A 25806-nucleotide genomic window follows, 5' to 3' on the forward strand; every position below is an offset into this window, starting at 1 on the left:
CCAAGGTTCCGGGTCGACAGTTCAAGCCATTACTCCGAGAAGTGGACCCAGCGCGACGGATGGTTGTCTTTGACGTTGTCTTCCCAGCCTTCGAGTTTCGGGCTCACCAGATTGCGGGTGACGTAGGTCAGCATGGGAATGAACGCATAATCGTCGAGTGCCACGTTCTCCGCCTTCTCCAGCACGTTCTCGCGCTCATCGAGATCCTGGGTCTGCGCCGCCTGATCCATCAGCTTGTCGTACTCGGGATTGGAATAGGCGCCGTAGTTGTTGCCGACACCGGTATGCAGCAGGGTGAGGAAATTCTCGGCATCGTTGTAGTCGGCGATCCAGCCGGCACGCGCCACATCGAAGTCGCCCTGCTGAATGGTCTGGTAGTGAACGGTGGCTTCGGAATTGATCATCTGCACGTTGACGCCCAGCGGTTTCCACATGGCAGCCACGGCGATGGCGATCTTCTTGTGCTCGTCACTGGTGTTGTAGCGCAAACGCAGGTCGAGCGGATGATCGGGACCGTAGCCGGCTTCCTTCAGCAGTTTCTTGGCGCGGGCCATGCGATCGTCCATGTCGTCGCTGCCGAGATCCATGTGCTGGGTGTCGTAGTGGCTGACGCCTGGCGGCACCATGGCGGTCGAAGCCTTGAAGCTGCCGGCCATGATCTGCTTGGAGAGCACCTCGCGACGAACCGCCAGGTTGAGCGCCTCGCGCACGCGCTTGTCGGCGGTGGGGCTGCCGTCGCGATTGTTGAGCACGTAGTAATAGGAGCCGAGATACGGACTCATGTGGGTGGCATCGGGCAGATTGTCGGTCAACCACTGATAACGGCTGGAAGGATAGTCCGTCAGTACATCCAGCTCGCCGGCACGAAAGCGAGAGATGCCGGAATTGCGGTCTTCCACCGTGAAATAGTTGACGCCGTCCAGGGAGACGTCTTTGGCGTCATAATAGGTCGGGCTTTTCTCGACGCTGATCTTCGACTGCGACACCCAGTCCACCGGCTTGAACGCCCCGTTGGTGGCGATGTGGTCGAATTTGACCCAATCCTTGCCGTACTTGTCGACCAGGTGTTTCGGCGCGGGATAGGTGGTGTAGTGGATCAGCAGCTGCAGGAAGTAAGGCGTGGGGTGGTCCAAGTGAACCTTGAACGTCTTGCCGTCGTCCAGTGACTCGACGCCCAGCGCATCGAGCGGTTTGTCACCCGTATTGACCGCCTCGGCGTTGACGACCGGATAGAGCATGTAGGCGTACTTGGAGGCGTTTTCCGGCGCCAGCAGATGCTGCCAGCCGAACACGAAGTCCTCGGCGGTCACCGGCTTGCCGTCTGACCACTCGGCGTCGTCACGCATATGAAAAGTATAGGTCTTGCCGTCGTCGGAGACTTCCCACTTGGTTGCCATGCCTGGCAGCAGCTCGCCGTCGGGAGACTCCTTCAGCAGGCCTTCGTAGACGTCCATCAACACCTGGGATTCCCACACGCCACCGGAGACCTGTGAGGTGTCGAACGAGGCAAGCTCGCCCTGGACGCCGATGTTGAGCGTTTCGGCCAGCGCCGGCGAGGCCATCAGGGAGGTGGCCAGCGCCAGGGCGCTCAGGGGAAACAGGGTGCGGGGAAGTTGCAGTTTCGACATCTGTGAGAACTCCGACTTGTTGTTGTGGAACTTGAGTGGTGAAACCTTCGTTGTGAGACGCTCGGTAGGCATTCGTTTCGAATGCGCTCCGGATTGGCGGACGACGTGCCCGCGAGGGTCGATGCGGTACCTTCGCGCGAACCGCATGAAGCGTCTAATACAAATGCTCGATGGTTCGTTTCATTTCGCGCATAGAGTGTCGCGAAGGCGGCGGTGACGCCGCCTTCGCGGTGCTTTTCGTCAGGGATAGACGTTAGTCGAATTAGTGCCGACGCATGTGCCCTTACTCTGGCAAATGCACCCAACGTGAGGCATGCATATCCAGCGCGTTGTCGTTCCAGCCTTCGATCTCGGGATTGACCAGGTTGCGCGAGCTGTAAGTATAGATCGGCGTCAGCGGATAGTCGGCGAGTGCCAGTGCTTCGGCCTGCTCCATGAGCTTCGCACGCTGGGCCGGATCCTGTTCGGCGTCCGACTGGCCGACCAGCCGGTTGTAGTCGGCGTCCTCGTAGCCGCCATAGTTGTTGGTTTCCGCCGACAGCAACTGGAGAAAATTCTGAGGGTCATCGTAGCTGGAGATCCAGGCGGCTCGAGCGACCTGAAAATCACCTTCCATCAGATCGGCATAGTGGACGTTGGCTTCGGTATTGCGCAGTTCCACATTGACGCCAAGTGGTTTCCACATCGCCGCTACGGCCACCGCGATCTGGCGATGCTCGTCGCCGCTGTTGAACCGCAGCGTCAGGTCGAGTGGCTTGTCCGGACCGTAGCCGGCCTTCTGCATCAGCGATTTGGCCTTGGCCAGACGGCTGTCCATCTCGTCGTCGAGCCCCGGCTGAGACTGCGCGTCGTAATCGCTGGTGCCCGGCGGCACCAGGGTTGTCGCCGGCTCGACACCGCCTTTCAGCAGCTGCTTGGCGATCACGTCGCGCCGAATCGCCAGGCTCAGCGCTTCACGCACGCGCTTGTCGGCGACCGGCGAACCGTCGCGCAGGTTGAAAACATAGTAGTAAGTGCCTAGCGACGGGAACAGATGAGTGGCGTCAGGCAGGTTTTCCGACAAGCGTGGATACTGCGCCGCCGGGTAGTCGCGCAGGATATCCAGCTCCCCGGCGCGGAAGCGCTGAATGCCCGAGTTCTTGTCTTCCAGCGGATAGTAGTCGACACCGTCGAGGCCGACGTTGTCGGCGTCGTGGAAACGATCGTTCTTGACCGTATCCAGTTCGGTGTTGGACACCCATTTTACCGGTTTGAACGCGCCGTTGACCGCGATGTGGGATGGATCGCTCCAGTCGTCACCGAATTCGTCCACGAGATGTTTGGGAATCGGATAGGCGAACGGTAGCACCAGCGTTTTCAGAAAATAGACGGTCGGTGAATTCAGCGTGATCTTGAGCGTCTTGCCGTCGTCCAGAGATTCCACGCCGAGCGAGTCGAGCGGTTTGTCGCCGGCGTTGATCGCCTGCGCGTTGACTACCGGGTAGAGGCGATGGGCATAGTTGGACGCGGTTTCGGGGTCGACCTGATGGCGATAGGCGTAAACGAAGTCATCGGCGGTCAGGGGCTCTCCGTCGGACCATTCGAGGCCGTCTCGCAGATGAAAGGTGTAGGTCTTGCCATCGTCGGAGATCTCCCAGCTCTCGGCGGCACCGGGGATGATCTGGCCGGCGGCATCGATGGCGATCGGGCCTTCGAAGATGTCCCGCAGAACGTCTTCTTCCCACACGCCGCCAGTGATCCTGGCCGGGCTCAGCGACGCGGGATCGCCGGAGATGCCCACCTGGAGCGTCGCGGCCTGAAGAGGCAAGGCGGTCAGGCTGGCAGCGAAGCCGATGGCGGCCGCAAGTCGGGTCGGTAGCATGAGTACGTCATCCCTTGAATGATGGTCGATGGTCGAGCGATCGTGAATGGGCAACTGGTGATTTTTTTACCTTAGCGCATCGTGCTCCACTGCACAGTGCTTTGAGATGGCACTCTGGAATAGCGCTTTGAGAGGGCGCCTCGAGATCGCCCGCACCGTGCGGGATGACGCTATGGCGGGGTTTGGCTACAATAGGCCTCCTTTTTTCGGCGAGTCGATCGTTTCCGTGCAACGGGATCGTTCGTCACGCCTGCGGCGACGTTGGCAGGAGTCCCATGCAAGAGATCAACCCGATCAACAACCTCATCAAGGACCTGTCCGAACGGACAGATGTCCTGAGGGGGTATCTTTGACTATGCCGAGAAGAAAGATCGGCTAGAAGAAGTCTCCCGCGAGCTGGAAAACCCGGATGTGTGGAGCGATCCCGACTATGCCCAGAAGCTGGGTAAGGAGCGGGCATCGCTGGAAGCCGTGGTCGAGACCATCGATACCCTCGATAGCGGCCTGATTGACAATCGCGAGTTGCTCGAGCTGGCGGTGATGGAAGAGGACGATGCGACGATCGACGAGGTCCGCAAGGAGCTGTCGTACCTCGAAGGTCAGCTCGACAAGCTGGAATTTCGGCGCATGTTTTCCGGCGAGATGGACGAGAACAACGCCTATCTCGATATTCAGGCCGGCTCCGGCGGTACCGAGGCCCAGGACTGGGCCAACATGCTGTTGCGCATGTATCTGCGCTGGGCCGAGCATCACGGTTTCAAGGCCGAATTGACTGAAGTGTCGGCGGGCGAAGTGGCCGGGATCAAGTCTGCCACCATCCACGTTCAGGGCGAGTACGCCTTCGGCTGGCTCAGAACGGAAACCGGCGTTCATCGTCTGGTGCGCAAGAGCCCGTTCGACTCGGGCGGTCGCCGCCACACCTCATTTGCCTCCGTGTTTCTCTCCCCCGAGGTGGACGACAAGTTCGAGGTCGAGATCAATCCGGCAGATCTGCGCACGGATACCTATCGCTCGAGCGGCGCCGGCGGTCAGCACGTCAATACCACCGACTCCGCGGTGCGTATCACCCACGAGCCGACGGGTATCGTGGTGGCGTGTCAGAGTCAGCGCAGCCAGCACGCCAACCGCGACTTCGCCATGAAGCAGTTGAAGGCGAGGCTGTGGGAGCACGAGATGCAGAAACGCAACGAGGCCAAGCAGCAGGCCGAGGACAGCAAGGCCGATATCGGCTGGGGCAGTCAGATTCGCTCCTATGTACTCGACGATCAGCGCATCAAGGATCTGCGGACCGGCGTGCAGAGCAGCAACTGCGACAAGGTGCTCGATGGGGATCTGGATCAGTTCATAGAGGCGAGCCTTAAACAAGGCCTCTAAAAAGCGTTCGGCTTACGGCTTACCCAACTCTAGAATTTTCGACAGGCGATGACATGGCGAACCAAGACAATCCGCAATCTCCCTCCGGTGCACAACCTGACGCGCAGGCGGCGGCTCAGGAAGAGAACCGGCTGATTTCGGAGCGCCGTGCCAAGTTGGCGGCGCGCCGTGAGCAGGCCGCCGAGCAGGGCGGTAGTGCGTTTCCCAACGACTTTCGGCGCGATAGTCTGGCGGCGGATCTCCAGGCGGAGCTGGGCGACAAGGACAAGCCCGAGCTCGAGTCACTCGATCGCCATGCGGCGGTGGCCGGGCGCATCATGCGCAAGCGCGGCCCGTTCGTGGTGATTCAGGACGTCTCCGGACAGATCCAGTTCTACGTCGACAAGAAGGGGCTGCCCGCCGAGCTGCTGGAAGATATCCAGAGTTGGGATATCGGCGATATCGTCGCCGGTCGCGGCCCGGTCCACAAATCCGGCAAGGGCGATCTCTATGTCATGCTGGTCGAGGCCAAGCTTCTGACCAAGAGCTTGCGTCCGCTGCCGGACAAGTTCCACGGCCTGACCGATCTCGAAGCTCGCTATCGTCAGCGCTACGTCGACCTGATCATGAATCCGCAGTCGCGGCGCGTGTTCGAAGTGCGTTCCGGCGTCATCGCCGCGATCCGACGCTTCATGGTCGAGCGCGGTTTCATGGAAGTCGAAACGCCGATGCTGCAGCCGATTCCCGGCGGTGCCACGGCGCGCCCGTTCACGACCCATCACAATGCGCTGGATATCGACATGTATCTGCGTATTGCGCCTGAACTCTACCTCAAGCGTCTGGTCGTTGGCGGGTTCGAGCGAGTGTTCGAGATCAACCGCAACTTCCGCAACGAAGGCTTGTCGACGCGCCATAATCCCGAATTCACCATGCTCGAGTTCTACTGGGCCTACGCCGATTATCGCGATCTGCTCGATCTGACCGAGGCGATGGTTCGGGATGCGGCCGAGCAGGTGTTGGGTACGACCACCGTCACCTACCAGGGCACTGACTACGAGCTTGGACAGTCGTTTCGCCGCCTGACCCTGCGTCAGTCGATTCTCGAATACGGTGCCGAGCAGGATATCGGCGAGGCGGAGATCGATACGATCGATGGGGCGACGGCAACCTGTCAGCGTCTCGGCATTCAGATCAAGCCGAGCTGGGGTCTGGGCAAGCTGCAAACCGAGATATTCGAGGAAGTCGCCGAGCACAAGCTCGATCAGCCGACCTTCATTACCGAGTACCCGGCCGAGGTCAGTCCGCTGGCGCGGCGTAACGATACCAACCCGCATGTCACCGACCGCTTCGAGTTCTTCGTTGGCGGGCGTGAAATCGCCAACGGCTTTTCCGAGCTCAACGACGCCGAAGATCAGGCCGAGCGCTTTGCGGCCCAGGTCGAAGAGAAGGACGCCGGTGATCTGGAGGCGATGTACTACGATGCCGACTACGTTCGCGCGTTGGAGTACGGCATGCCGCCGACCGCCGGTGAAGGCATCGGCATCGACCGTTTGGTGATGCTGCTGACCGATAGCCCTTCGATTAGAGATGTGTTGTTGTTCCCGGCGATGCGCCCTGAGTGATCGAAGGGGCTGCGCGTCGGCAGTACTTCGTTGCGCGACGGGACATCTTGCTCATGGACAACCACGTCCACTGCGCCGATCTCCCGTCGCGCGCCTGATTCATGGAATTCAGCCCTGCGCTAGCTTGCCGCCTTCCTCGGCGTTGAAAGTAGTTTCGAGCTCGCAGATTGTCTCGTCCTCATTCACTTAAGGGCGACCCATTGGCATTCTGTGAACGGTTTTCGTCAGACGTTGTTGGTCAGGGGCGCGGCTAGCGCCCATAATGGCTGCGGTTCGATTTCCGCCGACTCCGAGCGGTTCCCAAAAAGAGGTGACACCGATGAAGCTGCTCAACCGTTCCGCGCTGAGCGTCAAGCCGACCCAGGCGTTCGTCGACTGGGTCAACTCGTTGGAGCCGACCGTCGGTGAAGACGATCTGACGCTCGAGGACATCGCCGGCGAAAATACGGTTTATCTGATTCCCGAGATGGATACGCCGGAAGCCCTGCTCGCCTATGTCGAGGAGCGCTATAGCGACATTCTCGATACCGAGCTGCGGGCTTGGGAGGAGGACGAACGCCAATGGCCGGAGAGCCTCAACTGGGCGCTGTTCGAGGAGTTTCTGACGCTCGAGCACAGCTATCTGGCCGTCGATCTCGACGACGAGGCCGAACTGGAAACTTCCGAAGTCGACGACGAACTGTTGATGGAGACTGACGAAGACCGATGACTCGGGTGTCCTCTGAGAGCGGTACTCGCCGCTTCCCGAAGCTATGCTGAAGCGTCTGTTCGAGGAACGCCCGGGCGACGATGGTTTGCCCGGGCATGAGCGCAAACTGGCGCTGCTGGCGATGATCACCGGTACCCAGATGGCGGTGCTGGACAACGGCATCGTCAACATCGCGCTGCCCACGCTGGCGCAGGAATTATCGATCAGCGGCTCCGAGTCCATCTGGATCGCCAACGTCTACCAACTGGTCACCGCGGCATTACTGCTGACCTTTGCCGCGGTGAGTCGGCGCATTGGTCGTCATCGGCTCTATATTGGCGGATTGATATTCTTTACGGTGGCCTCGCTGGGCTGCGCGCTGGCACGCTCGTTCGAATTCCTGCTGGCGATGCGAGGTCTGCAGGCGATCGGTGCTGCGGCGATGCTGAGCATCGGACCATCGCTCTATCGCATCATTTTTCCCACGCGTCTGCTGGGATCGGCCATCGGGCTCAGTGCGCTGACGGTAGCCTTCGGCATCGCCGCGGGGCCGTCGCTGGGTGGCTTGATCCTGCACGTGGCGAGCTGGCCATGGCTATTCGCCATCAATGTGCCGATCGGTCTGCTGGCGCTGTTTCTGGGGGTGCGTGCGCTGCCACGAGAAAAGCCCATTCCCGGGAAAATCGACGTCTGGGGCGCACTGATGTCGATCGTCATGCTCAGCGGCAGCGTCTTTGCCCTGGATCAGCTTGGTCATGGCAATGGTGGCACGCTCGCGTCGATGACATTGGCACTCAGCGTGATCTGCCTGGTCGGGTTCATCTATCGCCAACGACACGTTGCCAGACCACTGGTGCCTTTGGCGCTGTTCGCCGAGCCGCGCTTCTCGTTCGCGGCGATCGTATCGATGTTTGCTTTCCTGGCTCAGGGCGTGGCCTTCGTCGGTCTGCCGTTCCTTTACCAGACCGTGATGGGCGTGTCGCCGATCATGTCGGCGGTACTGTTCACGCCCTGGCCGCTGGTGATCATGATCATCGGACCGCTGGCCGGTCGGCTGGCGGACAAGGGCAACCCGGCACTGATCAGCTCGACCGGGCTGGGTCTGTTTCTGCTAGGCATGCTGGCGCTGACTGGCTTGAATGCCGACTCGAGCTACCTCGACGTGATCTGGCGAACCGCGCTTTGCGGCGTCGGTTACGGGCTGTTCCAGGCACCCAACAATCGCGAGATGATCGGTAGCGTATCGGTGGAGCTGAGCGCCAATGCGTCCGGCGTGCTGGCCTCGGTGCGCACCTTCGGCCAGTCGTTGGGGACGGCACTGGTGGGACTGATTCTCGGGCTTTCGTTCGGTTCACTGACGCTGGCGCTATGGTTGGGATGCGCCTCGGTGACGATTGCGCTGGCGTTGAGTCTCTATCGTACGCCGATGGCTGCCAAAGGCCTTCGGCGCTGATGGCGCTATCGCGGGGGCTCTACTCCATGTTGTCGAGCCGTCGCCCCGCGGGCGGCTGAGACGTTACAATGATTCGGTTGGCAAAGGAGGAGCTGTCATGAGTGTTCAGGCACGTATCGAAGAAAAGCTCGAGACGCTCGAGCCGGTCAAAGTGACGGTCGAGAACGAGAGTCACATGCATCATGTGCCACCGGACTCGGAAACTCACTTCAAGGTGACGCTGGTCTCCGAGCAGTTCGAAGGTCTGATGCCGGTCAAGCGCCATCAGTTGATCTACAGCTTGCTGGCCGACGAGCTCGCCGGTCCCGTTCATGCGCTGGCGTTGCACCTCTACACGCCGCAACAGTGGTCGGCGCGGGGCCAAGCTCGCCCGGATTCGCCCAACTGCCGCGGTGGGGGCGGCCAGTGATCGGCGACCCTCAACGTCTCCAGTACCTCGAAGCGATGGGCATTGCCGCCTGGACTTCGCGGTATCGATTCGTCAATGCCAGGCCTACCGAACAGGGCGAATGGGAAGTAGCGGCCGCCCCGGCAAAGCCGGCGCCGGGACAACGCCTGCAGGCGTTGCTGGAATCACCGTCAGCGCCGGTCGAGCGTCACCAGCCCGTGGTCGATGTTCCGTCAGATCCAGTAGAAGCCTCGACGCCACCGGCACGGGCTAGAGCGCTGCTCGAAGGCGTATCGTCGGCGAATATTGCTCCCTCGGTGCCCACGTCTCGCCCGGTATCTCCGTCGACCCCTGCGCCAGTGGATCGTGCCGAAGAGCCTGTCGAACGGCCGGCGCTCGCCGATCCGCTTCGCTTCACTTTGTCGCTCTCGGTGATCGGCGACCGCTGGTGGCTGATGCTACCCGGTGGCCGGCCGCTGTCGGAAGCCGGTCAGACGCTACTAGGGCAGATGCTGAAAAGTATCGGTGTTCCGGCCAACTGGTCCGCGCTGTCCAGCCTCTCATGGCCGCTGATGAGTTTGCCGGCGAGTGATCCCTCCGCCGAGGCGCGCGAGGGCATTCAGGTGTTCTGCGCCGGGCAGGCGCAGCGCCATGGCCTGACGATCGATGGCGCCATCGTCGTTGGCGATGACAGTTGGGCGCCGTTGTTGAGCGAGGCCGAGGACAACGCCGATTGGGCCTGTCACTCGCTTCCCCATCCCGACGATCTACTGGCCTCCGCCGACGCCAAGCGGGAATGCTGGACACGGCTGCAGTCGTTGGCACACGCCTGGCAGCAGGGCGCTAGTCAGCAGGAATGACTGGCCCTGTTGGCTGTCGATTCCGGCGCCTGCCGATTTTGATCTTTCCCGACGCTGACCCTTTCCAATACTTCCCGGACAACGCGACGTGACATCTCTTACCGACGCTTTCCCGTACGATCTGGCTCCAGCTCGGCTCGGGGTAGTCGATCTGCCGGCTCTGATGACGTTCGAGCGACTGGCCAACGACGATGCCTGGTCTGAGCCATTGTTGCAGGCGGCGCTGATCGACAGGAATTACGATGTCTGGGGGGTCTGGTCGACCGACGGCGCCAGACTGCGGGCGACGGCCGTTCTTGCCCACCTGCCTTTCGACGCCGAGCTGCAGTCGATCTGCGTACTGCCGGACGAGCGACGTCACGGCTTGGCGAGAGGGCTGCTCGCCTGGATTTTACGGGGCGCGAGTGCGCGCGGCGCGGAGAGGTTGTTGCTCGAGCTTCGAGAATCCAATCTGGCGGCCCGGAGACTCTACGAGCAAGCCGGGTTCGTCATTGACGGTCAACGTCAGGGTTATTATCGGCGAGAAGATGGGCGCGGCGAGGATGCGCTGCTGATGTCGCGGGAGCTTAATTGAGTCGAGGACGGATACCGCCAAGGGAAGGAAAAGGTGGCGTGTTTCGAACCTGGCCGAGGGAGAGGGCAGAGAAGTCGACAGGGTGGCTCGGAATCGGCCACCCCTTGGGCCGATTCAGCTGTCGCTGTCGTTGCTGCTCGTCTGAGTATCCAGCGACTGCAGCTTGTCGAGCAGACCGCCGAGGCGCTGTTCCCACTCGTCGCGCTCCTGCTGGAAGCGCGCGTTTTCCGCCTTGAGCTCTTCGTTTTCCATCTTCAGCATCTCGATGCTGTCGACGGCATCCTGAATCTTCTGCTCCAGTTTGGCGAAGATTTCCCCGTTCATTGGTACGCTCCTTGAAAGCTCATGACTGTCTAATGGAAAACAACTGTTGACCTAGTGGGCGCCAGCCTACGTGGCGCCGAGGCCGACGACAAGCGTCTCGAACTGGCGACGTCAATCCGCGGTCGGGGTGCGTCGGAACAGCCGCCCATGGCTGTCTCCGGCGACGATTTCCCGATGGAGCTGCCAGAGATCCGGAGGCTGCCAATCCAGCTCGTGTTCCGTCTCGACGTAGATCATCGCTCGGGCTGCCAGCCAGCCATCGGCTTCGAGGCGCCCACAGGTTTGAGCCGCAAGCCCCAGTCGGAAGGGCGGGTCGAGAAAGACCAGGTCGAACTCGGCGGGCCTGCCGACGAGAAATTGCTGTACATCGCTTCGATGAACTCGACCGTTGGCTCCCAACAGCTCGATATTCGCCTCCAGGGCGTCGGCCACGATGGCGCTGGATTCGATGAAGATCGCCTGTGTCGCGCCCCGTGAAAGCGCCTCCAGGCCCAGCGCACCGGTGCCCGCATAGAGATCCAGAGTCTGCTTGCCCGCGACATCGAACGCCAGCCAGTTGAACAGGGTTTCGCGCACGCGGTCGGGGGTTGGACGCAAGCCGGGGCTCTCCGGAATCGCCAGCTTGCGGCGCCGGAATTCGCCACCGATCAGACGCAGCTGACCGCGCCCCCGATGTGACGACGCATGGTCGTTGTGGCCGGAACGGATACCGTTGAAAGCCTTGCGTGGGCGACGTCGATTCATGGCGCGCAATTGTACCCCCGCAACCCTCGCGGTGATAGGATGAAGCCTCGATATCGATATTCTCCGAAGTCGTGATGATCGACGCTGATTCAGCGGCGCCAGCGCGGCTTTTTCAGCAGTGAAGCCATCCATGTTCGGACTATTCAAGAGTCGCAAGAAACAGCAGCAGGAAGAGGAAGCTCGTCGGCGCGAGGCGGAAGAAGCCGAAGCAGCGGCGGTAGAAGGAAACGCGGAGGAAGGCGTTTCCGACGGCGAGAGTGTCGAAGTTGACGGCTCCACGGGAGAGGGCTCGCAAGGCGATGGCGCGAAAAGCGCGAATGCCGAGAGTGGATCTCCCTCGACTGAGAACCCTCTGGTTCGAGACGATAAATCTGTGGTTCAAGCCGAAGATCCGGTTGTTCAGGCCAGAGATTCCGTTGATCAAAAAAAAGAGCCTGCCAATCCGACGGTCGAGACCGTTACGCCTGATGCCGAACCGGGGGTGCAGGCCGAGGATCCCGGACGTTCGGCAAGCGTGGATTATGCGCCTTCTGCACTTGAGGAGACGGCTGCCAAGCAAGCGCTAAGTGAGCCATTGCCGCAGGAGTCGCCGCAGTCGGCGCTAGAGGAGACGCCGGCGACGGGAACGCGCGCGACGGATCTGGCAACTGACGTGACGCCTACGGCATCTTCTTCGTTGGCCGAACCCTCTGCCCCTGCACCCGGGGCGAATTCATCGGCGCCCGCGCCGAAGGAGAAACCCAAGGGCGGCTGGCTTTCGCGCGTGCGGGCCGGCCTGGGGCGTACACGTGCCAACCTGACCGATGGCGTCGCCGATCTGCTGCTGGGCAAGAAGCAGATCGACGACGATCTGATGGAGGATCTCGAGACGCAGCTGCTGCTGGCGGATGTGGGCATTGAGGCGACCAGCGAAATCATCGAGCGCCTGACCGGGCGTGTCTCGCGCAAGGAGCTCGCCGACGCCGACGCGCTCTACCGCGCGCTGCAGGAAGAACTGGCGGCGCTGCTCGAACCGGTCACCCAGCCGCTGCAGCTGCCGCCGAAGGGCGAAGGCCCGTTCGTGATCCTGATGGTCGGCGTCAATGGTGTCGGCAAGACCACGACCATCGGCAAGTTGACCCAGCGTTTCCAGAACGAAGGGCGCAGCGTGATGCTGGCGGCCGGCGATACCTTCCGAGCCGCTGCCGTCGAGCAGCTCAAGGTCTGGGGAGAGCGCAACCGCGTGCCTGTGATCGCCCAGCATACCGGCGCCGACAGCGCCTCGGTGATCTACGACGCCGTCGCCGCGGCCAAGGCGCGTAAGGTCGACGTATTGATCGCCGACACTGCCGGCCGCCTGCACAACAAGAGCCATCTGATGGAAGAGCTCAAGAAGGTGCAGCGGGTGATGGCCAAGCTCGACGCCACGGCACCGCACGAAGTAATGTTGGTACTCGATGCGGGCACCGGCCAGAACGCGATTTCTCAGGCGACCACCTTCGACGAAGCGATTCCGGTCACCGGTATCACCTTGACCAAGCTCGATGGCACCGCCAAGGGTGGCATCATCTTTGCCCTGGCCAAGAAAACGGGCATCCCCATCCGTTTCATCGGCGTCGGTGAGTCGCTCGAGGATCTGCGACCGTTCGATGCCCAGACCTTCGTCAAGGCGCTCTTCGATCGAGACGCCGGCCAGGATGGCGACGCGGATTCATGATTGCTTTCGAGCATGTCGGCAAGCGCTACGGTGGGCGTTTCGAAGCGCTCGCCGATATCAATTTCCGCGTCGAGCGTGGCGAAATGCTCTTCTTGACCGGCCACTCTGGTGCCGGAAAGAGCTCTCTGCTGCGGTTGGTCATGCGTCTAGAGCGGCCCTCGCGGGGTCGAGTGCTGGTTGCCGGTCACGACCTCGATCGCCTGCACATCAGTCAGGTTCCCTACTATCGACGCCAGATCGGGGTGGTCTTTCAGGACCACCAGCTACTGCTCGATCGCGATATCTTTGCCAATGTGGCGCTACCGCTGACGATTCAGGGAGTCGATCCGGCCGATGCTGCGCGCCGCGTGCGCGCTGCCCTCGACAAGGTCGGGCTGCTGCATCGCGAGCGGGCACTACCGATCGAACTATCCACCGGCGAGCAGCAGCGGGTGGGGATCGCTCGTGCGGTGGTGAACAAGCCGGCATTGCTGCTCGCCGATGAGCCGACCGGCAATCTCGATCCGCAACTGTCAGCCGACATCATGCGGCTATTCGAGGATTTCAACCGTATCGGTACCACGGTCCTGGTAGCGAGCCATGACCTGGCCTTGATCGCGCGGCTGCGACATCGCGTGCTGAAGCTGCGAGATGGCCGACTGGTCGGCGACGGGGAGGTGGCATGAGCGAGCGCCAACCTTCGGGGGCGCGACCTCGCGGCGCGCAAAAGCCCCAGCGTCGCGCTTCCGGCGGCGGGCGCGCCTGGCTGCGGCATCATCGGGCGATGATGAGCGACAGCGCATTGCGACTGGTCAAACGGCCGATAGCGACGCTGTTGACGATGTTGGCGATCGCCATCGCGCTGATCCTGCCGGCGGGATTGTGGTTGGCACTGGACAGCGCGCGACTGCTGGACGCCGAACTCGACGAGAGCGCCACGTTGACGGTCTATTTCGCCGCCGATGTGGGGGAGTCTCGCGCCATGGATCTGGCCGCCGAAGTCGGCGAGCAGCCCGGTGTGGCCGGCACGCGGCTGGTGACTGCCGCCGAAGGGCTGGCGGATTTCCAGCAGACGCTGGGCGTGGACGATGCGCTTGCGCAGCTCGAGACCAATCCCCTGCCGGCGAGTGTCGTGGTCACTCCCGACGTGACGGCGCCCGCTGCAGTTCAGGCGTTGAGTCAACGGCTGCAGGCGTTCGACGGGGTCGACGAAGTGCGTCTGGATCTGGCCTGGCTCGATCGTCTGCAACAGTTGGCGGCACTCGGCCAGCGCGTGGCCCTGGCGCTGGCGCTGCTGTTCGGCCTGGGCGTGCTACTGGTGGTCGGCAATACCATTCGGTTGGCGGTAGAGAGCCGGCGCCAGGAAATCGAGGTCGTCACGCTGATCGGGGCGACCCACGCCTTCGTTCGCCGACCGTTCCTCTATAGCGGCGCCTGGTACGGCCTGGGAGGCGGGGCGCTGTCATTGATCATCCTGGCGCTCGGCGGCAACTGGCTGGCTTCCCCGGTCGCGGCGCTGGCGGAAAGCTACGGCGCTCACTTTGCGTTGCCCTCGCTGGGCATCGGGAATTCGGCTTTTCTGCTGCTTTTTAGTACAATACTCGGCTGGCTGGGCGCGTGGCTTGCAGTGGGCCGTCATCTGGCGGACATCAAACCGCGCTAGCGTTCGTGAAGGGCTCGGTGTGCTGGTCAACGGCGCCGAGATACGGTAAGAAAGTCATTCAGCGTTATCCGTACCATCATCGGTCAACACTCGGCCAAGCCCAGTTTCAGTACCATCGAGGCCGACGAGAACATTGAACTTTTGTCTAAGTCGAGGGTCTCATAAGGTATCCTCGTAGGCAGGCAGAACAACCTGTTGCGACGTGTATCCGAGTGGATCGAGTCAATCGGCTCTTCGCTTCGACACGCCGCCCAGCATGGAGACAACGCAGATGAGCACCAGTCTTCAATCCATTGGGAACCTTTCCCCGGGTCACGATCTCAACGGCTACATTCAAGCGGTCAACGGCATTCCCGTACTGACGGCTGACGAAGAACACGATCTGGGCGTGTGTCTATACGAAGAAGACGACCTCGAGTCGGCTCGTCGTCTGATCATGTCGCACTTGCGTTTCGTCGTTCATATCGCGCGTAGCTACTCCGGCTACGGGTTGCCGCAGGCCGATCTGATCCAGGAAGGCAACGTCGGGCTGATGAAGGCGGTCAAGCGCTTCGATCCCTATCAGGGCGTGCGTCTGGTGTCGTTCGCAGTTCACTGGATCAAAGCGGAGATCCATGAGTACGTGCTGCGTAACTGGCGCATCGTCAAGATCGCGACCACCAAGGCCCAGCGCAAGCTGTTCTTCAACCTGCGTAGCGCCAAGAAGCGTCTCGCCTGGTTGAACAACGACGAAGTCGACGCGATTGCCAAGGATCTCGACGTCAAGCCGAAGGTCGTGCGGGAAATGGAAGGCCGCTTGTCATCCTATGATGCGGGTTTCGATGCCAGCCCCGGCGAAGAGGAAGATCAGAGTTATCAAGCACCGGCGCAGTATCTCCAGGATCATAGTTTCGACCCTGCGGCCAAGCTCGAAGCGGACGATTGGGAAGCCGACTACACTCGTCGGCTGCGCGACGCCCTGGGTGAACTGGACGATCGCTCGCGGGATATTCTGCAGCGCCGCTGGCTCTCCGACCACAAGTCCACATTGCATGAGCTGGCTGACGTCTATGGTGTTTCCGCAGAACGAATTCGTCAGCTCGAAAAGAATGCCATGAAGAAGATCAAGCAGCAGCTTGGCGACACGATTGCTGCCTAATCAGTCGGTGTTCCGCGGCATTTGACGCGCGGCTTGGCGGGTGAAGTCGATAGACGTCTATACGCCGCTCAATGAGCTCTTCCCCGGTTCCCCGGTGAGAACTTGCCGTTAGCGTTATCCAAAGCCTGAGTTCTGTCATTGACGGGGGCTCGGGCTTTTTCGTGTCTACCTGTTGTCATCAGATCGACACGCGTCATGACGTGGTTTGTCCGTGACTGGCAGAACTCACGATTCTCGCTAGTTTCACCGGTGCCGTCGGTTTGTCATGCTCTTCCTCTCATCTCCTCTGCGCTGCACCGTTCTCCTCTCTGCGCATTTCTTCTCTCTGCATCGCTCCTTGAACGGTACCGCTCTACCGGCGTATCGGGTCACGGCAGTTTGCGGTAGATGGAGAAGATAACCGAATTATGTCGAGCGCAAAAAAGCGGCGGTGTCAGTGACACCGCCGCTCGATCGCATCAACAACACTTTTCAGCTACACGCCCCATCAGGCAGTTTTTTCTGGATGGGGCTCCATCCATTACGCTGACGATTATTTTTCGTCGTCCTTCGGCAATGCGTAGGCGATCACATAGTCACCAGTGGGAGTTTCCATGAAGTGGTGCCCGGTCGCCACGATGACCAGATACTGACGTCCGTCCGCTTCATAGACCATCGGGTTGGCCTGTCCGCCCGCCGGTAGTGGGGCCTGCCACACGGTTTCACCGCTTTCGATGTCGATAGCGCGAATGAGATCGTCGGTCGCCGCAGCGATGAAGATCAGGCCGCCTGCAGTCACTGCGGAGCCACCGTTGTTGGGCGTACCGATATCGATCGGCAGACCCGACCGAATGCCCCACGGGCCGTTGGCGCGAGCCGTGCCCAGCGGGCGGTCCCACAGAGTATCGCCACTCGCCAGATCGATGGCGCGAATGTGCCCGTACGGCGGCTGCTTGCAGAGCATGCCGGTATACGGCACGCGCCAGCCAGCGTTGACGTTGATCGCATACGGCGTATTGGCCTGAGGATCACCGGCGCCTTCGGCACCGCCGCCGTCTTCTTTCTGCTCCTCGCGCGGCACCCAGCCGAGCTTGTTGGCGACGTCACGCGGCACCAGCTCGTTGTAGTTAGGCATGTCGTTGTAATTGGCGACGATCACGCCCCGATGAGGATCGATAGCCACGCTGCCCCAGTCGGAACCCCCGTTGTAGCCGGTGTACTGGACCCACGGCTGTTCAGTAGTCGGCGGCGTGTACATGCCTTTCCAGCTCGCCTGATGATACTGGATGCGGCAGAACAATTGATCGAACGGCGTCATGCCCCACATGTCTTTTTCGGTGATATCCGGCTGACGCAGCGTGGCATAGAGCGAAAACGGCTGAGTCTCGCTGCGCTGATCCGGTTCGGCACCGCCTTGGGGGACCGGTCGTTCCTCGGCACCGCCACCCAGCAACTCGCCGGTCTCGCGGTTGAAGACGTAGATCTCGCCCTGTTTGGTCGGCATGATCAGTGCCGGAACCTTGCCGTTATCGGTGGGGAAGTTGATCAGCGTCGGCTGCGAACCGGGATCATAATCCCAGACATCCTTATGCGAGGTCTGGAAGTGCCACTTCGGCAGGCCGGTCTCGACGTCAATCGCCACTATCGAGGCGGCCCACTCGTTCTCTTCCGGTGTGCGCGAGCTGCTCCAGTAATCGCCGGCGCTGTTGGCCATCGGCAGATAGATCATGCCGAGCTTGCTGTCGCCCACGGCGGTGGTCCACATGTTGGGAGAGCCACGTACGTAGGTATCATCGCCCGTCAACGGTTCACTCTGGTCGGGACGGCCCGCATCCCAGGCCCATAGTAACTCGCCGGTTTCGACATCATAGCCTTTGATCACGCCGGAGGGCGGATAGCGACGCTGGCCATCCAGCACCTGGTGGCCGGTGATGAGCACGTTGCGTACCACGACCGGTGCAGAGTTGATGGAGACGTAGCCATCCGGGGTCTCGCCCATGTTGCGCTTGATGTCGACCTGACCGTTGTCGCCGAAACCTGTGCAGGGTTCACCGGTGGCGGCGTCGACTTCGATCAGGCGGCCATCCAGCGTGCCAGAGATGATGCGCGCCTGGCAGGATTGATCGTCGTTCGACGCGACCGCGTCCTGGCCGGCTGCGGCTGTCGGCGCCGGGTTATCGTCACCGTTCTGACTACCACCTTGTTCATTGCCGGCGGTCTGCGGGCTGTCGCCGTTCTGGTCACCGCCGGCTGTCGTGGAACCGTTTCGGTCCGTCGACTGATCGGCGCTCGACGATGAATCTTCCGGCGTCTTGTAATACGTAACGCCGCGGCACGCAGCGGTGTAGGGAATGGCGTCTTCGGAAACCTGCGGATCGTAGCGCCAGTTCTCTTCACCCGTCGCGGCATTCAACGAAATCAGAATATTGCGCGACGTACACAGGAAAACGTCATCGCCGATTTTCAGCGGCGTGGTTTCTGCGCCCCAGCGATGATCGAGAATGTCGCCAGTACGGTACTGCCAGGCAACTTCGAGATCGCCAACGTTGTCCGGCGTAATTTGATCGGCAGGCGAATATCGCGTGGCTGCCGAATCCCGGCCATAGGCGGCCCAGTCCTCGTCCGCGGGGACATCAGCCGGTTGTGCGCTTCCGACATCGGTGGACAGCGACTCTTTGGCGAGTGCCGGAACGTCGCCAGGATGCTCGTAACCGCGGCCGGGAATGAATGCCAGCGCCCCGGCTACGATCAGACCTAGAAACAGAACGCCCGCCAGTGAAAATCCGGCCTTGCGTGATGGCCCGTTCTTGAGCGCGGGAGTGACGAGTGCGACCAGAATGGCGAGAATCAGGACGACATCCAGGCGAGGAATCCAACGCCAGTAATTCAGTCCCGATTCCCAGGCCGCCCAAAGGAACGTGCCGATGAAGACGATTCCATAAATACCGGCACCAGACATTCGGCCGCGAAACAGCTGTATGCCGGCAATCAGCATCAATATCCCGGCGATCAGGTAATACCAGGAACCACCAAGTGTCGCTAAGTAAGCGCCACCGGCTCCTAGTGCCAGACCGACAAGTGCAACGATGATTCCGACGAGCTTGGCGATTACTGCGCCAGCGCTGCCGGAAGAAGTCGAAGTGGCCACGGAATTCTCCCTTGAATCAAACTCTAATGGTTATTCGGGCACATGCTCCGATGTGCCAGATACTCAATGCGACATGCCGTCACATGGGGTAAGGATAGTCATGGTATCGCAGGGTAGCGATGATTTCAGGCCCGAAACTCCCGGTAAGTCTGTCTTTTTTGATAGTCGTTGATGCCACCCCTTTTGTCGGACAGATGTTTAAGGTGAGTAACTGTTTTGTTACGGGAAGTGTGAAATAGCTGGCAAGCGTTTTCAGCGACTTTTTCGGAAAATCCTGGAATTTAACCCTTATTTAGAACCGTCCTTGAAATCGTACTAAAAACTGTACTAGAGGAAGGACAACTTGGCTTCTCAGATGATTAAATCCCTCGGCCTTGCCGCAGGGGTGATGGTTTGCGTGCCTGTGGCGCTGGCGCAGACTCCACAGGATAACGATGCTATTCAGCGTCGGCTCGATGCACTACAGCAACAGGTTCAGCAGTTACAGCAACAACTGGCCGAACAGCGGGAGAGCCAGTAGGCGAAAGCGACGCAGACGCGCCGGTCCATGTTGGATGATGTAGGGGACCCTCAGTTCAGCGGCACGGTGGAGCTGGGTTACACCTTCAATGATTGGGACGAGACTAGCCAGGATACGGCTGGATATCTCGATTTCGGCAAGTTCATTCTCGGTATGGATGGTGGCGAAGGCCCGCTCTCCTATTTTTTCCAGTACCGTCTCTACGACGGTTACTGCTTCCTGCACCATGCTTGGGCCGGCTATCAGTTCGGCGACAATGACAACATCAAACTCGGTCTGGTCCAGACGCCGTTCGGCAATATGGATTACGGCTATCTGGGCTGGTACGGCAGCCTCCCATATCTGGCGGGCTTCAACGATAACCAGAATGCCGGCATCAAGTGGGATCATACCCGGGGCGCCTGGGATGCCAGCCTGGCATTCTTCAAGAGTGACCAGTTAGGTGACGGCAATGAGCATTAAGATGCCAATGCTATCGGTAGCGGCGAGCAGGGCAACAGCGAAGAAAATCAGCTGGCCGGGCGTCTGGCTTACACCTTCAACCAGGGCAGCAATTACACCACCCAGGTCAATCTCTCTGCCAAGGGCGGTCAGCTCTATAACAACAATACCCACAAGAGCGGAGACAGCTGGGCCATAGCGTTGGGGATGGACGGCAGCTACGGCAACTGGATGACGCAACTGCAGGCCACGACCTACGAGTTCAATGCAGAGAATCCTGCCGAATCGGTTTCCGGCATTTCCGACAACGTCATTCAGATCGGTGCGTTCGGCTTCAACTATCTGATTCCGGCCGAGGGCGAGATGTATTCGGCGAGTCTGGCTTATAGCATGGATGTCGACTGGGGGCCGGTTGAAAACGTCTACTTCTTCAACGATTTCAGCTATATCGACCCCGACGGGGCCTTCTCCGCCATCAACAGCAGCTATGGCAATATGGACGATCCGATGCTCAACGACATTGGCATCAAATTGACCGCAGGCCGTTATTACGCCTGGTTCGATGTCGTCATCAACAAAAATGGCCTGAACTACGTCGGTTCCCCCGTCGATGATGGATGGCATACCAGTGTTCAGTCCCGCTTCGGCCTGACTTGCTGAATCTCGGCCAGATCGCATGAAACCAACGCCCGGCAAATCTGCCGGGCGTTTTCTCGCGGGGCGTCGCAGGCGTGGACTTTTGAGTCGTCGGCATGTGGCTTTGGGCTTCTTGTATATTTTATACGAAAAGCCTAGTGTCTACGAAAGACACAGTGTCAGAATGTAACTTTCCATGGCAGGATGAAGCCACGCCGCGGCCGACGCGGTCCAAGCACGGAAGGGTGTAATGCCCGACCCCTTTGCAGTACGAACAAACAAGTCTGAACAAACAATAAGCGCTGAAGGGAGTGTTGCTGTATGGGTAAATTCCTCAAATTGATCGCCTCCGCGGCCGTCATCAATCTCGCCGCCGGTTCTCTCGCCATGGCCCAGGATGGCCCTATCACACTGGGTGTTCAGGTGCCGACGACCGGCTCCGAAGCGACCTACGGCAAGGATATGTTCAATGCCATGTCCCTGGCAGCCGACGAGATCAACGCCAACGGTGGGTTGCTGGGCGGTCGACAGATCGAACTGGTGACCGGCGATACGGCCTGCGATCCGCAGCAATCGGTCAATGCCGCTAGCCGTCTGGCCTCGCGGGAAGTCGTCGGTGTCGTCGGTGGATATTGCTCCGGCGCCACCCAGCCCACGCTTAAGACCTACGGTGATGCCAATATCCCGTTCGTGATCGTGGCCGCCAACTCGACGCAGCTGATCCCGGCCAATCCGGGCAACGCGGTGATGATCAACTCCACAGGCGACGATCAGGCCAAGACGGCACTCGATTTCTTCGAGGGCAAGGGCATCGAAAAACTGGCCATCGTCAATCAGGGGGACGCCTACTCTCAGGATCTGGCCAACCTGACCCGCGATGCCTGGACAGGTGCAGGCCATACCGTCTCCGCATTCGAGTACATCAACAAGGGCGAGCAGGACTTCTCGGCCCTGGTCAACAAGATCCGCGGATCCGGCGCCGAAGCGGTTTTCTGGACGGCCTACTACGCCGATGGCGGTTTGTTGATTCGCCAGCTCCGTCAACGAGGCTTCCAGGGCACCATTGCGGTGGGTGATGGCTCCAACTCGCCGGAACTGTTCAACATTGCCGGCCAGGCTGCCGAGGGCGTGTATGCGTTCTCCAACCCGACCGCCGATTTCCTGCCGGCTGCCAAGCAGTTCGTCAGCGACTATCAGTCCAAGTTCGACAATGCGCCGGGGCCGTATGCGCCGCTCGCCTATGACGGGCTACAGCTGATGGCCTGGGCTATCGACAAGGCCGGTTCGACGGACGCCGATGCCATCGTCAAAGCATTGAACAGTGCCGATGGTCAGGAATGGCTGGCTGGCCCGATCTCCTTCACATCCCAGCATACGCTGGCGCGCAGCAACTTCGTGGTGCTCGAAGGGCAGGGCGGCAAGTGGACCCGTTACGAGAAAAAATGACGGGTAGCGCTGTGGCTCGAGCTACCGCTTGAGCCGATGGTGTCGACAAGCGCTGCGGGCACGATGTTGCTCCCGGCGCTTCCGGCACACTCCTTTCGATTTTCGCTGTCCAGAGACGCATGCCCATGACCTGGTACGACTCTTTTCTGCAGCAGCTCGTCGACGGGCTGGTGCTGGGATCCTTCTATGCCTTGGTGGCGCTCGGTTACACCATGGTGTTCGGGGTCATCAAACTGCTCAACTTCGCCCACGGCGATCTTTACATGACCGGTGCCTTTGCGGGCTTCGGTGGACTTTCCCTGATCTCCGGATTCGTCGGCACCGGCTGGCTCGGCATCTTCATCGCCATGCTGCTGGCGATGCTTGCCGTCGGCTGTCTCGGCGTGGTGATCGAGCGCGTGGCCTACCATCCCATGCTCGGTGCGCCGAGGCTATCGATCCTGATTACTGCACTGGCGGTCTCGCTGGTACTGCAGAACGCAGCGCTGGCAATGACCGGCGGTCAGTACACCGCGTTTCGTACCGATCTCGGATTCGATGGCTTCAACCTGGGCAACCTGTATCTCTCCTACAACCAGATCGTGCTGGTCGCGACCGCTGCGATATTGATGATCGCGCTCGAGCTTTTCGTCTCCAAGACACTGTACGGGCGTGCCATGCGGGCGGTGTCTATCGACAAGGACATGTGCCGGATGATGGGGATCAACGTCTCCGCGGTGATTGCGGTAACGTTCTTCATCGGTTCGGGGCTGGCGGCCGCCGCCGGCACCATGGCAGGCGCGTACTACGGCAGCATCTGGTACTTCATGGGTTTTCTGATCGGGCTTAAAGCCTTTACCGCCGCGGTGATCGGCGGGATCGGCAGCATCACCGGCGCGATGCTGGGTGGTCTGATCCTGGGGTTGCTGGAGTCCTTCGGTACGCACATTCCTTTCATCGGCAGCGAGTGGAAGGATGTTTTCACCTTCTCGATCCTGATCCTGGTGCTGGTGTTCAAGCCCACCGGGTTACTCGGGAAATCCGAAGTGGAGAGAATGTGATATGGCCAAATCCGAACCCAAACCGACACCTGTTTCCCATGTCGACGAGCCTGAACTCCACAAGCACGACTCTCACGAAACCGATGTTCACGAGCCTGGGCCGCGCAATCTCTTTCAACGTCTCTACGCGGCGTTCGAATCGCCGGGGCGAAGGCGCGCGCTACATGTGGCCATTCTGGCCATTCTGATCGTCACACCATGGATCTCCAGTCAATACACCACGGTCATCCTGACCAATGCGCTGCTCTACGTCGTACTGTGTTTGGGTTTGAACATCGTGGTCGGCTATGCAGGTCTGCTCGATCTCGGATACGCTGCCTTTTTTGCCGTCGGTGCCTACACCGTCAGCATTCTGACCCAGCAGTTCGGCGTGAATTTCTGGGCGGCGATTCCGTTTTCTCTGATGGCCGCAGCACTCGCTGGCGTGATCATCGGCGGTCCCACGCTTCGGCTTCGCAGCGACTATCTGGCGATCGTGACCCTCGGCTTCGGCGAAATCGTGCGATTCACGGCGCGCAACCTGGAGATCACCGGCGGTGCCAGTGGGTTGTCGCACATTCCGGAGCCGTCACTGTTCGGCTGGCACATCGATAGTTCGATCGACTTCTACTATGTCTTCGTGGTGCTTGCCGTGCTCGCTTACATCGCCAGTCAGCGGCTGTTCGACTCCCGCCTGGGGCGAGCTTGGCTGTACGTGCGTCACGACGAGGATGCCGCCGAAGCGATGGGGATCAACCGCGTTGCGACCAAACTGACCGCGTATGTCATTGGCGCCATCTTCGGCGCCATCGGCGGCATCTTCTTCTCGGTGAATCTGGGAGCCATCTCGCCGGAGAGCTTCAGTTTCCAGCAGTCCGTGCTGATTCTGTTGGCCGTCGTACTAGGGGGCATGGGCAAGATACCGGGTGTCATTCTGGGCGCTTTCATCGTCGTCCTCGGCCCTGAATTGCTGCGCGACTTCGGCACCTTGCGACTGCTGATATTCGCTGTGCTGTTGCTGTTGATCATGCTGTTCCGGCCGAGCGGTATCTGGCCCGAAAAACGGTCCTAGGGGGACGCGATGCTGCTGCAACTGAAACAGGTGTCGCTGAGCTTCGCCGGCAACACCGTACTGCATGACGTCAACTTCGGCGTCGACGCGGGGCGTATTCATAGCCTGATCGGCCCCAACGGTGCCGGCAAGACGTCGATGTTCAACGTGATCACCGGATTCTACCGCCCTCAACAGGGCGATATCACTCTGGACGGCGAGCGCATCGTCAAGCGCAAGCCCCACGCCGTGACCCGGTTGGGCATTGCTCGCACGTTCCAGAACGTGCGCCTCTTCCGCGAGATGTCGGTGCTCGAGAACGTCATGGCAGGCCAGCACTGCCGGACGCGAGCCGGTGCGCTGGCGGCGATACTGCGTCTGCCGAGTCAGCGCGCCGAAGAGCGCCGGATTTTGGAGACCAGTCTCGAGTGTCTCGATTTCGTCGACCTGCTGGGTCATCAGGACCGGCTGGCAACCAATCTGGCCTATGGTCATCAACGCCGCGTCGAGATCGCTCGAGCGCTGGCGACGGAGCCCAAGCTGTTGCTGCTCGATGAACCCGCGGCGGGACTCAATAGTCACGAGAAGCAGGCATTGATTGAACTGATCCGACGTATCCGAGATGAACGCGGCGTGGCCGTGCTGTTGATCGAACACGACATGAGCCTGGTGATGAATGTCTCCGAGCGTATCAGCGTGCTCGATCACGGCAGCCTGATTACCGAGGGTGATCCGCAGACGGTGCAGAACGATCCCAAGGTGATCGAGGCCTATCTCGGGCAGGACGACGAGGAGCTTGCACTGTGACGGACACCACTACACCACACGAGGCAGCGCGACCCGAGGTATCGGCCACCACCGAGCGGCTTGGCAACGTGCGTCTGAGCATCCGCGACGTCGAAGCCTTCTACGGTAAGATCCAGGCCCTGCGAGGCGTGACGCTGGATGTTCACGAGGGCGAGATCGTAACCCTGCTGGGCAGCAACGGTGCCGGCAAGTCGACCACGCTCAAGACCATTTCCGGATTGGTGAGGGCGCATCGAGGCGACGTTCAGCTCGAAGGCGAATCGATCGCCAAGCTGGCGGCCCACGAGATCGCCCGCCGCGGCGTGGTTCACGTGCCGGAAGGTCGACGCATCCTGCGTGGTCTGACGGTCAAGGAGAACCTGGAACTCGGTTCGTTCACGGTCAAGGACAGTGCGCTGCGTCGCCAACGGCTCGACGAGGTCTATGAGCTGTTTCCGATCCTGCACGAGCGTCGGCACCAGGATGGTTCGCTGCTCTCCGGCGGACAGCAGCAGATGCTGGCGATGGGGCGCGCACTGATGCATGGTCCTAGCGTTATGCTGCTCGATGAGCCCTCGATGGGGCTGGCCCCCAAGCTGGTGACCGACATCATGCGCATCATCAAGCGGCTCAACGAGGCCGGTACCACCATTCTGCTGGTCGAGCAGAATGCGCGGCTGGCGCTGCGGCTGGCGCATTACGCCTACGTGATCGAGAACGGCGAGATCCGGATGCAGGGCGCGGCCGCCGAGCTGCGTGAAGACGAGTCGATCGTGAAGGCTTACCTGGGCGTTGGCGAATAGCAGGCT

General features: G+C 60.6%; 24 protein-coding genes. 19 read left to right on the forward strand and 5 right to left on the reverse strand.

Features of this window, described 5'->3' with window-relative positions:
- Nucleotides 1–29: 29 nt before the first annotated feature.
- Together DOM27_RS06330 and DOM27_RS06335 are read right to left on the reverse strand one after the other, a co-directional pair.
- Nucleotides 30–1628: a peptide ABC transporter substrate-binding protein gene (locus DOM27_RS06330; RefSeq protein ID WP_075560799.1), complete on the reverse strand. Its 1599-nt coding sequence runs from the start codon at nucleotides 1626–1628 to the stop codon at nucleotides 30–32.
- A gap of 283 nt (nucleotides 1629–1911) precedes the next feature.
- Nucleotides 1912–3489: a peptide ABC transporter substrate-binding protein gene (locus tag DOM27_RS06335; protein ID WP_110655231.1), complete on the reverse strand. Its 1578-nt coding sequence runs from the start codon at nucleotides 3487–3489 to the stop codon at nucleotides 1912–1914.
- Nucleotides 3490–3764: 275 nt separating this feature from the next.
- Between DOM27_RS06335 and prfB the strand changes: the two genes are divergently transcribed.
- From prfB to DOM27_RS06370, 7 genes are all read left to right on the forward strand, one after another.
- Nucleotides 3765–4863, forward strand: a protein-coding gene (gene prfB, locus DOM27_RS06340) for a peptide chain release factor 2 (RefSeq protein ID WP_110655232.1) whose coding sequence is annotated in 2 segments (ribosomal slippage) — nucleotides 3765–3839 and nucleotides 3841–4863 — 1098 coding nt in all. Because the reading frame shifts where the segments join, the coding sequence is not laid out codon by codon here.
- Nucleotides 4864–4916: 53 nt separating this feature from the next.
- Nucleotides 4917–6464: a lysine--tRNA ligase gene (gene lysS, locus DOM27_RS06345; protein WP_110655233.1), complete on the forward strand. Its 1548-nt coding sequence runs from the start codon at nucleotides 4917–4919 to the stop codon at nucleotides 6462–6464.
- 319 nt (nucleotides 6465–6783) lie between these two features.
- Nucleotides 6784–7173, forward strand: a complete 390-nt coding sequence (locus tag DOM27_RS06350; protein ID WP_110655234.1) for a hypothetical protein — start codon at nucleotides 6784–6786, stop codon at nucleotides 7171–7173.
- Between the two features lie 43 nt (nucleotides 7174–7216).
- Nucleotides 7217–8605 carry an MFS transporter gene (locus DOM27_RS06355; RefSeq protein WP_110655235.1) on the forward strand — a complete coding sequence of 463 codons (1389 nt, stop codon included), beginning with the start codon at nucleotides 7217–7219 and terminating at the stop codon, nucleotides 8603–8605.
- A 97-nt stretch (nucleotides 8606–8702) separates the two neighbouring features.
- Nucleotides 8703–9014, forward strand: coding sequence for a BolA family protein (locus tag DOM27_RS06360; RefSeq protein WP_110655236.1), 312 nt, complete (start codon nucleotides 8703–8705; stop codon nucleotides 9012–9014).
- Complete coding sequence (locus DOM27_RS06365) at nucleotides 9011–9853, forward strand: hypothetical protein (protein WP_110655237.1); 843 nt, start codon at nucleotides 9011–9013, stop codon at nucleotides 9851–9853. Before DOM27_RS06360 ends, DOM27_RS06365 begins: the two co-directional genes overlap by 4 nt.
- Before the next feature lie 88 nt (nucleotides 9854–9941).
- Nucleotides 9942–10427 carry a GNAT family N-acetyltransferase gene (locus DOM27_RS06370; protein ID WP_245392616.1) on the forward strand — a complete coding sequence of 162 codons (486 nt, stop codon included), beginning with the start codon at nucleotides 9942–9944 and terminating at the stop codon, nucleotides 10425–10427.
- 114 nt (nucleotides 10428–10541) lie between these two features.
- On the opposite strand, the gene DOM27_RS06375 is transcribed toward DOM27_RS06370, so the two are convergent.
- Both DOM27_RS06375 and rsmD read right to left on the reverse strand, forming a co-directional pair.
- Nucleotides 10542–10751 carry a cell division protein ZapB gene (locus DOM27_RS06375; RefSeq protein WP_110655238.1) on the reverse strand — a complete coding sequence of 70 codons (210 nt, stop codon included), beginning with the start codon at nucleotides 10749–10751 and terminating at the stop codon, nucleotides 10542–10544.
- A gap of 111 nt (nucleotides 10752–10862) precedes the next feature.
- Nucleotides 10863–11495, reverse strand: a complete 633-nt coding sequence (rsmD, locus tag DOM27_RS06380; RefSeq protein WP_110655239.1) for a 16S rRNA (guanine(966)-N(2))-methyltransferase RsmD — start codon at nucleotides 11493–11495, stop codon at nucleotides 10863–10865.
- A gap of 130 nt (nucleotides 11496–11625) precedes the next feature.
- On the opposite strand from rsmD, the gene ftsY reads away from it, so the two are divergent.
- The 4 genes from ftsY (at nucleotide 11626) to rpoH (ending at nucleotide 15971) form a co-directional block, all read left to right on the forward strand.
- Complete coding sequence (gene ftsY, locus DOM27_RS06385) at nucleotides 11626–13191, forward strand: signal recognition particle-docking protein FtsY (RefSeq protein WP_110655240.1); 1566 nt, start codon at nucleotides 11626–11628, stop codon at nucleotides 13189–13191.
- Nucleotides 13188–13856 carry a cell division ATP-binding protein FtsE gene (gene ftsE, locus DOM27_RS06390; RefSeq protein ID WP_110655241.1) on the forward strand — a complete coding sequence of 223 codons (669 nt, stop codon included), beginning with the start codon at nucleotides 13188–13190 and terminating at the stop codon, nucleotides 13854–13856. Before ftsY ends, ftsE begins: the two co-directional genes overlap by 4 nt.
- On the forward strand, nucleotides 13853–14833 hold the full coding sequence (gene ftsX, locus DOM27_RS06395) for a permease-like cell division protein FtsX (RefSeq protein WP_110655242.1): 981 nt from the start codon (nucleotides 13853–13855) through the stop codon (nucleotides 14831–14833). The genes ftsE and ftsX overlap by 4 nt, the downstream gene beginning before the upstream one ends.
- A 271-nt stretch (nucleotides 14834–15104) precedes the next feature.
- Entirely contained in the window at nucleotides 15105–15971 is an 867-nt protein-coding gene (rpoH, locus tag DOM27_RS06400; protein ID WP_110655243.1) for an RNA polymerase sigma factor RpoH, read from the forward strand.
- A 532-nt stretch (nucleotides 15972–16503) separates the two neighbouring features.
- Here the strand turns inward: rpoH and DOM27_RS06405 are convergent.
- Nucleotides 16504–19098 (reverse strand): membrane-bound PQQ-dependent dehydrogenase, glucose/quinate/shikimate family, encoded by a 2595-nt coding sequence (locus DOM27_RS06405; protein ID WP_223162299.1) that lies wholly within the window; start codon nucleotides 19096–19098, stop codon nucleotides 16504–16506.
- A gap of 343 nt (nucleotides 19099–19441) precedes the next feature.
- Between DOM27_RS06405 and DOM27_RS18095 the strand changes: the two genes are divergently transcribed.
- From DOM27_RS18095 to DOM27_RS06435, 8 genes are all read left to right on the forward strand, one after another.
- Nucleotides 19442–19618 (forward strand): hypothetical protein, encoded by a 177-nt coding sequence (locus DOM27_RS18095; RefSeq protein WP_245392617.1) that lies wholly within the window; start codon nucleotides 19442–19444, stop codon nucleotides 19616–19618.
- Nucleotides 19619–19645: 27 nt separating this feature from the next.
- The gene (locus tag DOM27_RS18100; RefSeq protein ID WP_245392618.1) at nucleotides 19646–20080 is read left to right on the forward strand and encodes a hypothetical protein; all 435 of its coding nucleotides are present in this window, start codon (nucleotides 19646–19648) and stop codon (nucleotides 20078–20080) included.
- Nucleotides 20081–20290: 210 nt separating this feature from the next.
- Nucleotides 20291–20719, forward strand: a complete 429-nt coding sequence (locus tag DOM27_RS18105; protein WP_245392619.1) for a hypothetical protein — start codon at nucleotides 20291–20293, stop codon at nucleotides 20717–20719.
- Nucleotides 20720–21016: 297 nt separating this feature from the next.
- Nucleotides 21017–22141: a branched-chain amino acid ABC transporter substrate-binding protein gene (locus DOM27_RS06415; RefSeq protein ID WP_110655244.1), complete on the forward strand. Its 1125-nt coding sequence runs from the start codon at nucleotides 21017–21019 to the stop codon at nucleotides 22139–22141.
- A 125-nt stretch (nucleotides 22142–22266) separates the two neighbouring features.
- Nucleotides 22267–23181 carry a branched-chain amino acid ABC transporter permease gene (locus DOM27_RS06420; protein ID WP_110655245.1) on the forward strand — a complete coding sequence of 305 codons (915 nt, stop codon included), beginning with the start codon at nucleotides 22267–22269 and terminating at the stop codon, nucleotides 23179–23181.
- A gap of 1 nt (nucleotide 23182) precedes the next feature.
- The gene (locus DOM27_RS06425; RefSeq protein ID WP_245392620.1) at nucleotides 23183–24232 is read left to right on the forward strand and encodes a branched-chain amino acid ABC transporter permease; all 1050 of its coding nucleotides are present in this window, start codon (nucleotides 23183–23185) and stop codon (nucleotides 24230–24232) included.
- A gap of 9 nt (nucleotides 24233–24241) precedes the next feature.
- Nucleotides 24242–25018, forward strand: coding sequence for an ABC transporter ATP-binding protein (locus DOM27_RS06430; protein ID WP_110655246.1), 777 nt, complete (start codon nucleotides 24242–24244; stop codon nucleotides 25016–25018).
- Complete coding sequence (locus tag DOM27_RS06435) at nucleotides 25015–25800, forward strand: ABC transporter ATP-binding protein (protein ID WP_110655247.1); 786 nt, start codon at nucleotides 25015–25017, stop codon at nucleotides 25798–25800. The genes DOM27_RS06430 and DOM27_RS06435 overlap by 4 nt, the downstream gene beginning before the upstream one ends.
- The last annotated feature ends 6 nt before the right edge of the window (nucleotides 25801–25806 follow it).

The organism is Salinicola halimionae (assembly GCF_003206065.1).
GTDB lineage: Bacteria > Pseudomonadota > Gammaproteobacteria > Pseudomonadales > Halomonadaceae > Salinicola > Salinicola halimionae.

Coding starts and splice junctions, on each gene's coding strand:
- DOM27_RS06350 (WP_110655234.1), top strand. CDS start 6,784: ATGAAGCTGCTCAACCGTTCCGCGCTGAGCGTCAAGCCGACCCAGGCG.
- DOM27_RS06375 (WP_110655238.1), bottom strand. CDS start 10,751: ATGAACGGGGAAATCTTCGCCAAACTGGAGCAGAAGATTCAGGATGCC.
- ftsX (WP_110655242.1), top strand. CDS start 13,853: ATGAGCGAGCGCCAACCTTCGGGGGCGCGACCTCGCGGCGCGCAAAAG.
- DOM27_RS06420 (WP_110655245.1), top strand. CDS start 22,267: ATGACCTGGTACGACTCTTTTCTGCAGCAGCTCGTCGACGGGCTGGTG.
- DOM27_RS06355 (WP_110655235.1), top strand. CDS start 7,217: ATGCTGAAGCGTCTGTTCGAGGAACGCCCGGGCGACGATGGTTTGCCC.
- DOM27_RS06415 (WP_110655244.1), top strand. CDS start 21,017: ATGGGTAAATTCCTCAAATTGATCGCCTCCGCGGCCGTCATCAATCTC.
- DOM27_RS18100 (WP_245392618.1), top strand. CDS start 19,646: ATGTTGGATGATGTAGGGGACCCTCAGTTCAGCGGCACGGTGGAGCTG.
- DOM27_RS06430 (WP_110655246.1), top strand. CDS start 24,242: ATGCTGCTGCAACTGAAACAGGTGTCGCTGAGCTTCGCCGGCAACACC.
- ftsE (WP_110655241.1), top strand. CDS start 13,188: ATGATTGCTTTCGAGCATGTCGGCAAGCGCTACGGTGGGCGTTTCGAA.
- ftsY (WP_110655240.1), top strand. CDS start 11,626: ATGTTCGGACTATTCAAGAGTCGCAAGAAACAGCAGCAGGAAGAGGAA.
- DOM27_RS06425 (WP_245392620.1), top strand. CDS start 23,183: ATGGCCAAATCCGAACCCAAACCGACACCTGTTTCCCATGTCGACGAG.
- DOM27_RS06330 (WP_075560799.1), bottom strand. CDS start 1,628: ATGTCGAAACTGCAACTTCCCCGCACCCTGTTTCCCCTGAGCGCCCTG.
- rpoH (WP_110655243.1), top strand. CDS start 15,105: ATGAGCACCAGTCTTCAATCCATTGGGAACCTTTCCCCGGGTCACGAT.
- DOM27_RS06360 (WP_110655236.1), top strand. CDS start 8,703: ATGAGTGTTCAGGCACGTATCGAAGAAAAGCTCGAGACGCTCGAGCCG.
- lysS (WP_110655233.1), top strand. CDS start 4,917: ATGGCGAACCAAGACAATCCGCAATCTCCCTCCGGTGCACAACCTGAC.
- rsmD (WP_110655239.1), bottom strand. CDS start 11,495: ATGAATCGACGTCGCCCACGCAAGGCTTTCAACGGTATCCGTTCCGGC.
- DOM27_RS18105 (WP_245392619.1), top strand. CDS start 20,291: ATGACGCAACTGCAGGCCACGACCTACGAGTTCAATGCAGAGAATCCT.
- DOM27_RS06335 (WP_110655231.1), bottom strand. CDS start 3,489: ATGCTACCGACCCGACTTGCGGCCGCCATCGGCTTCGCTGCCAGCCTG.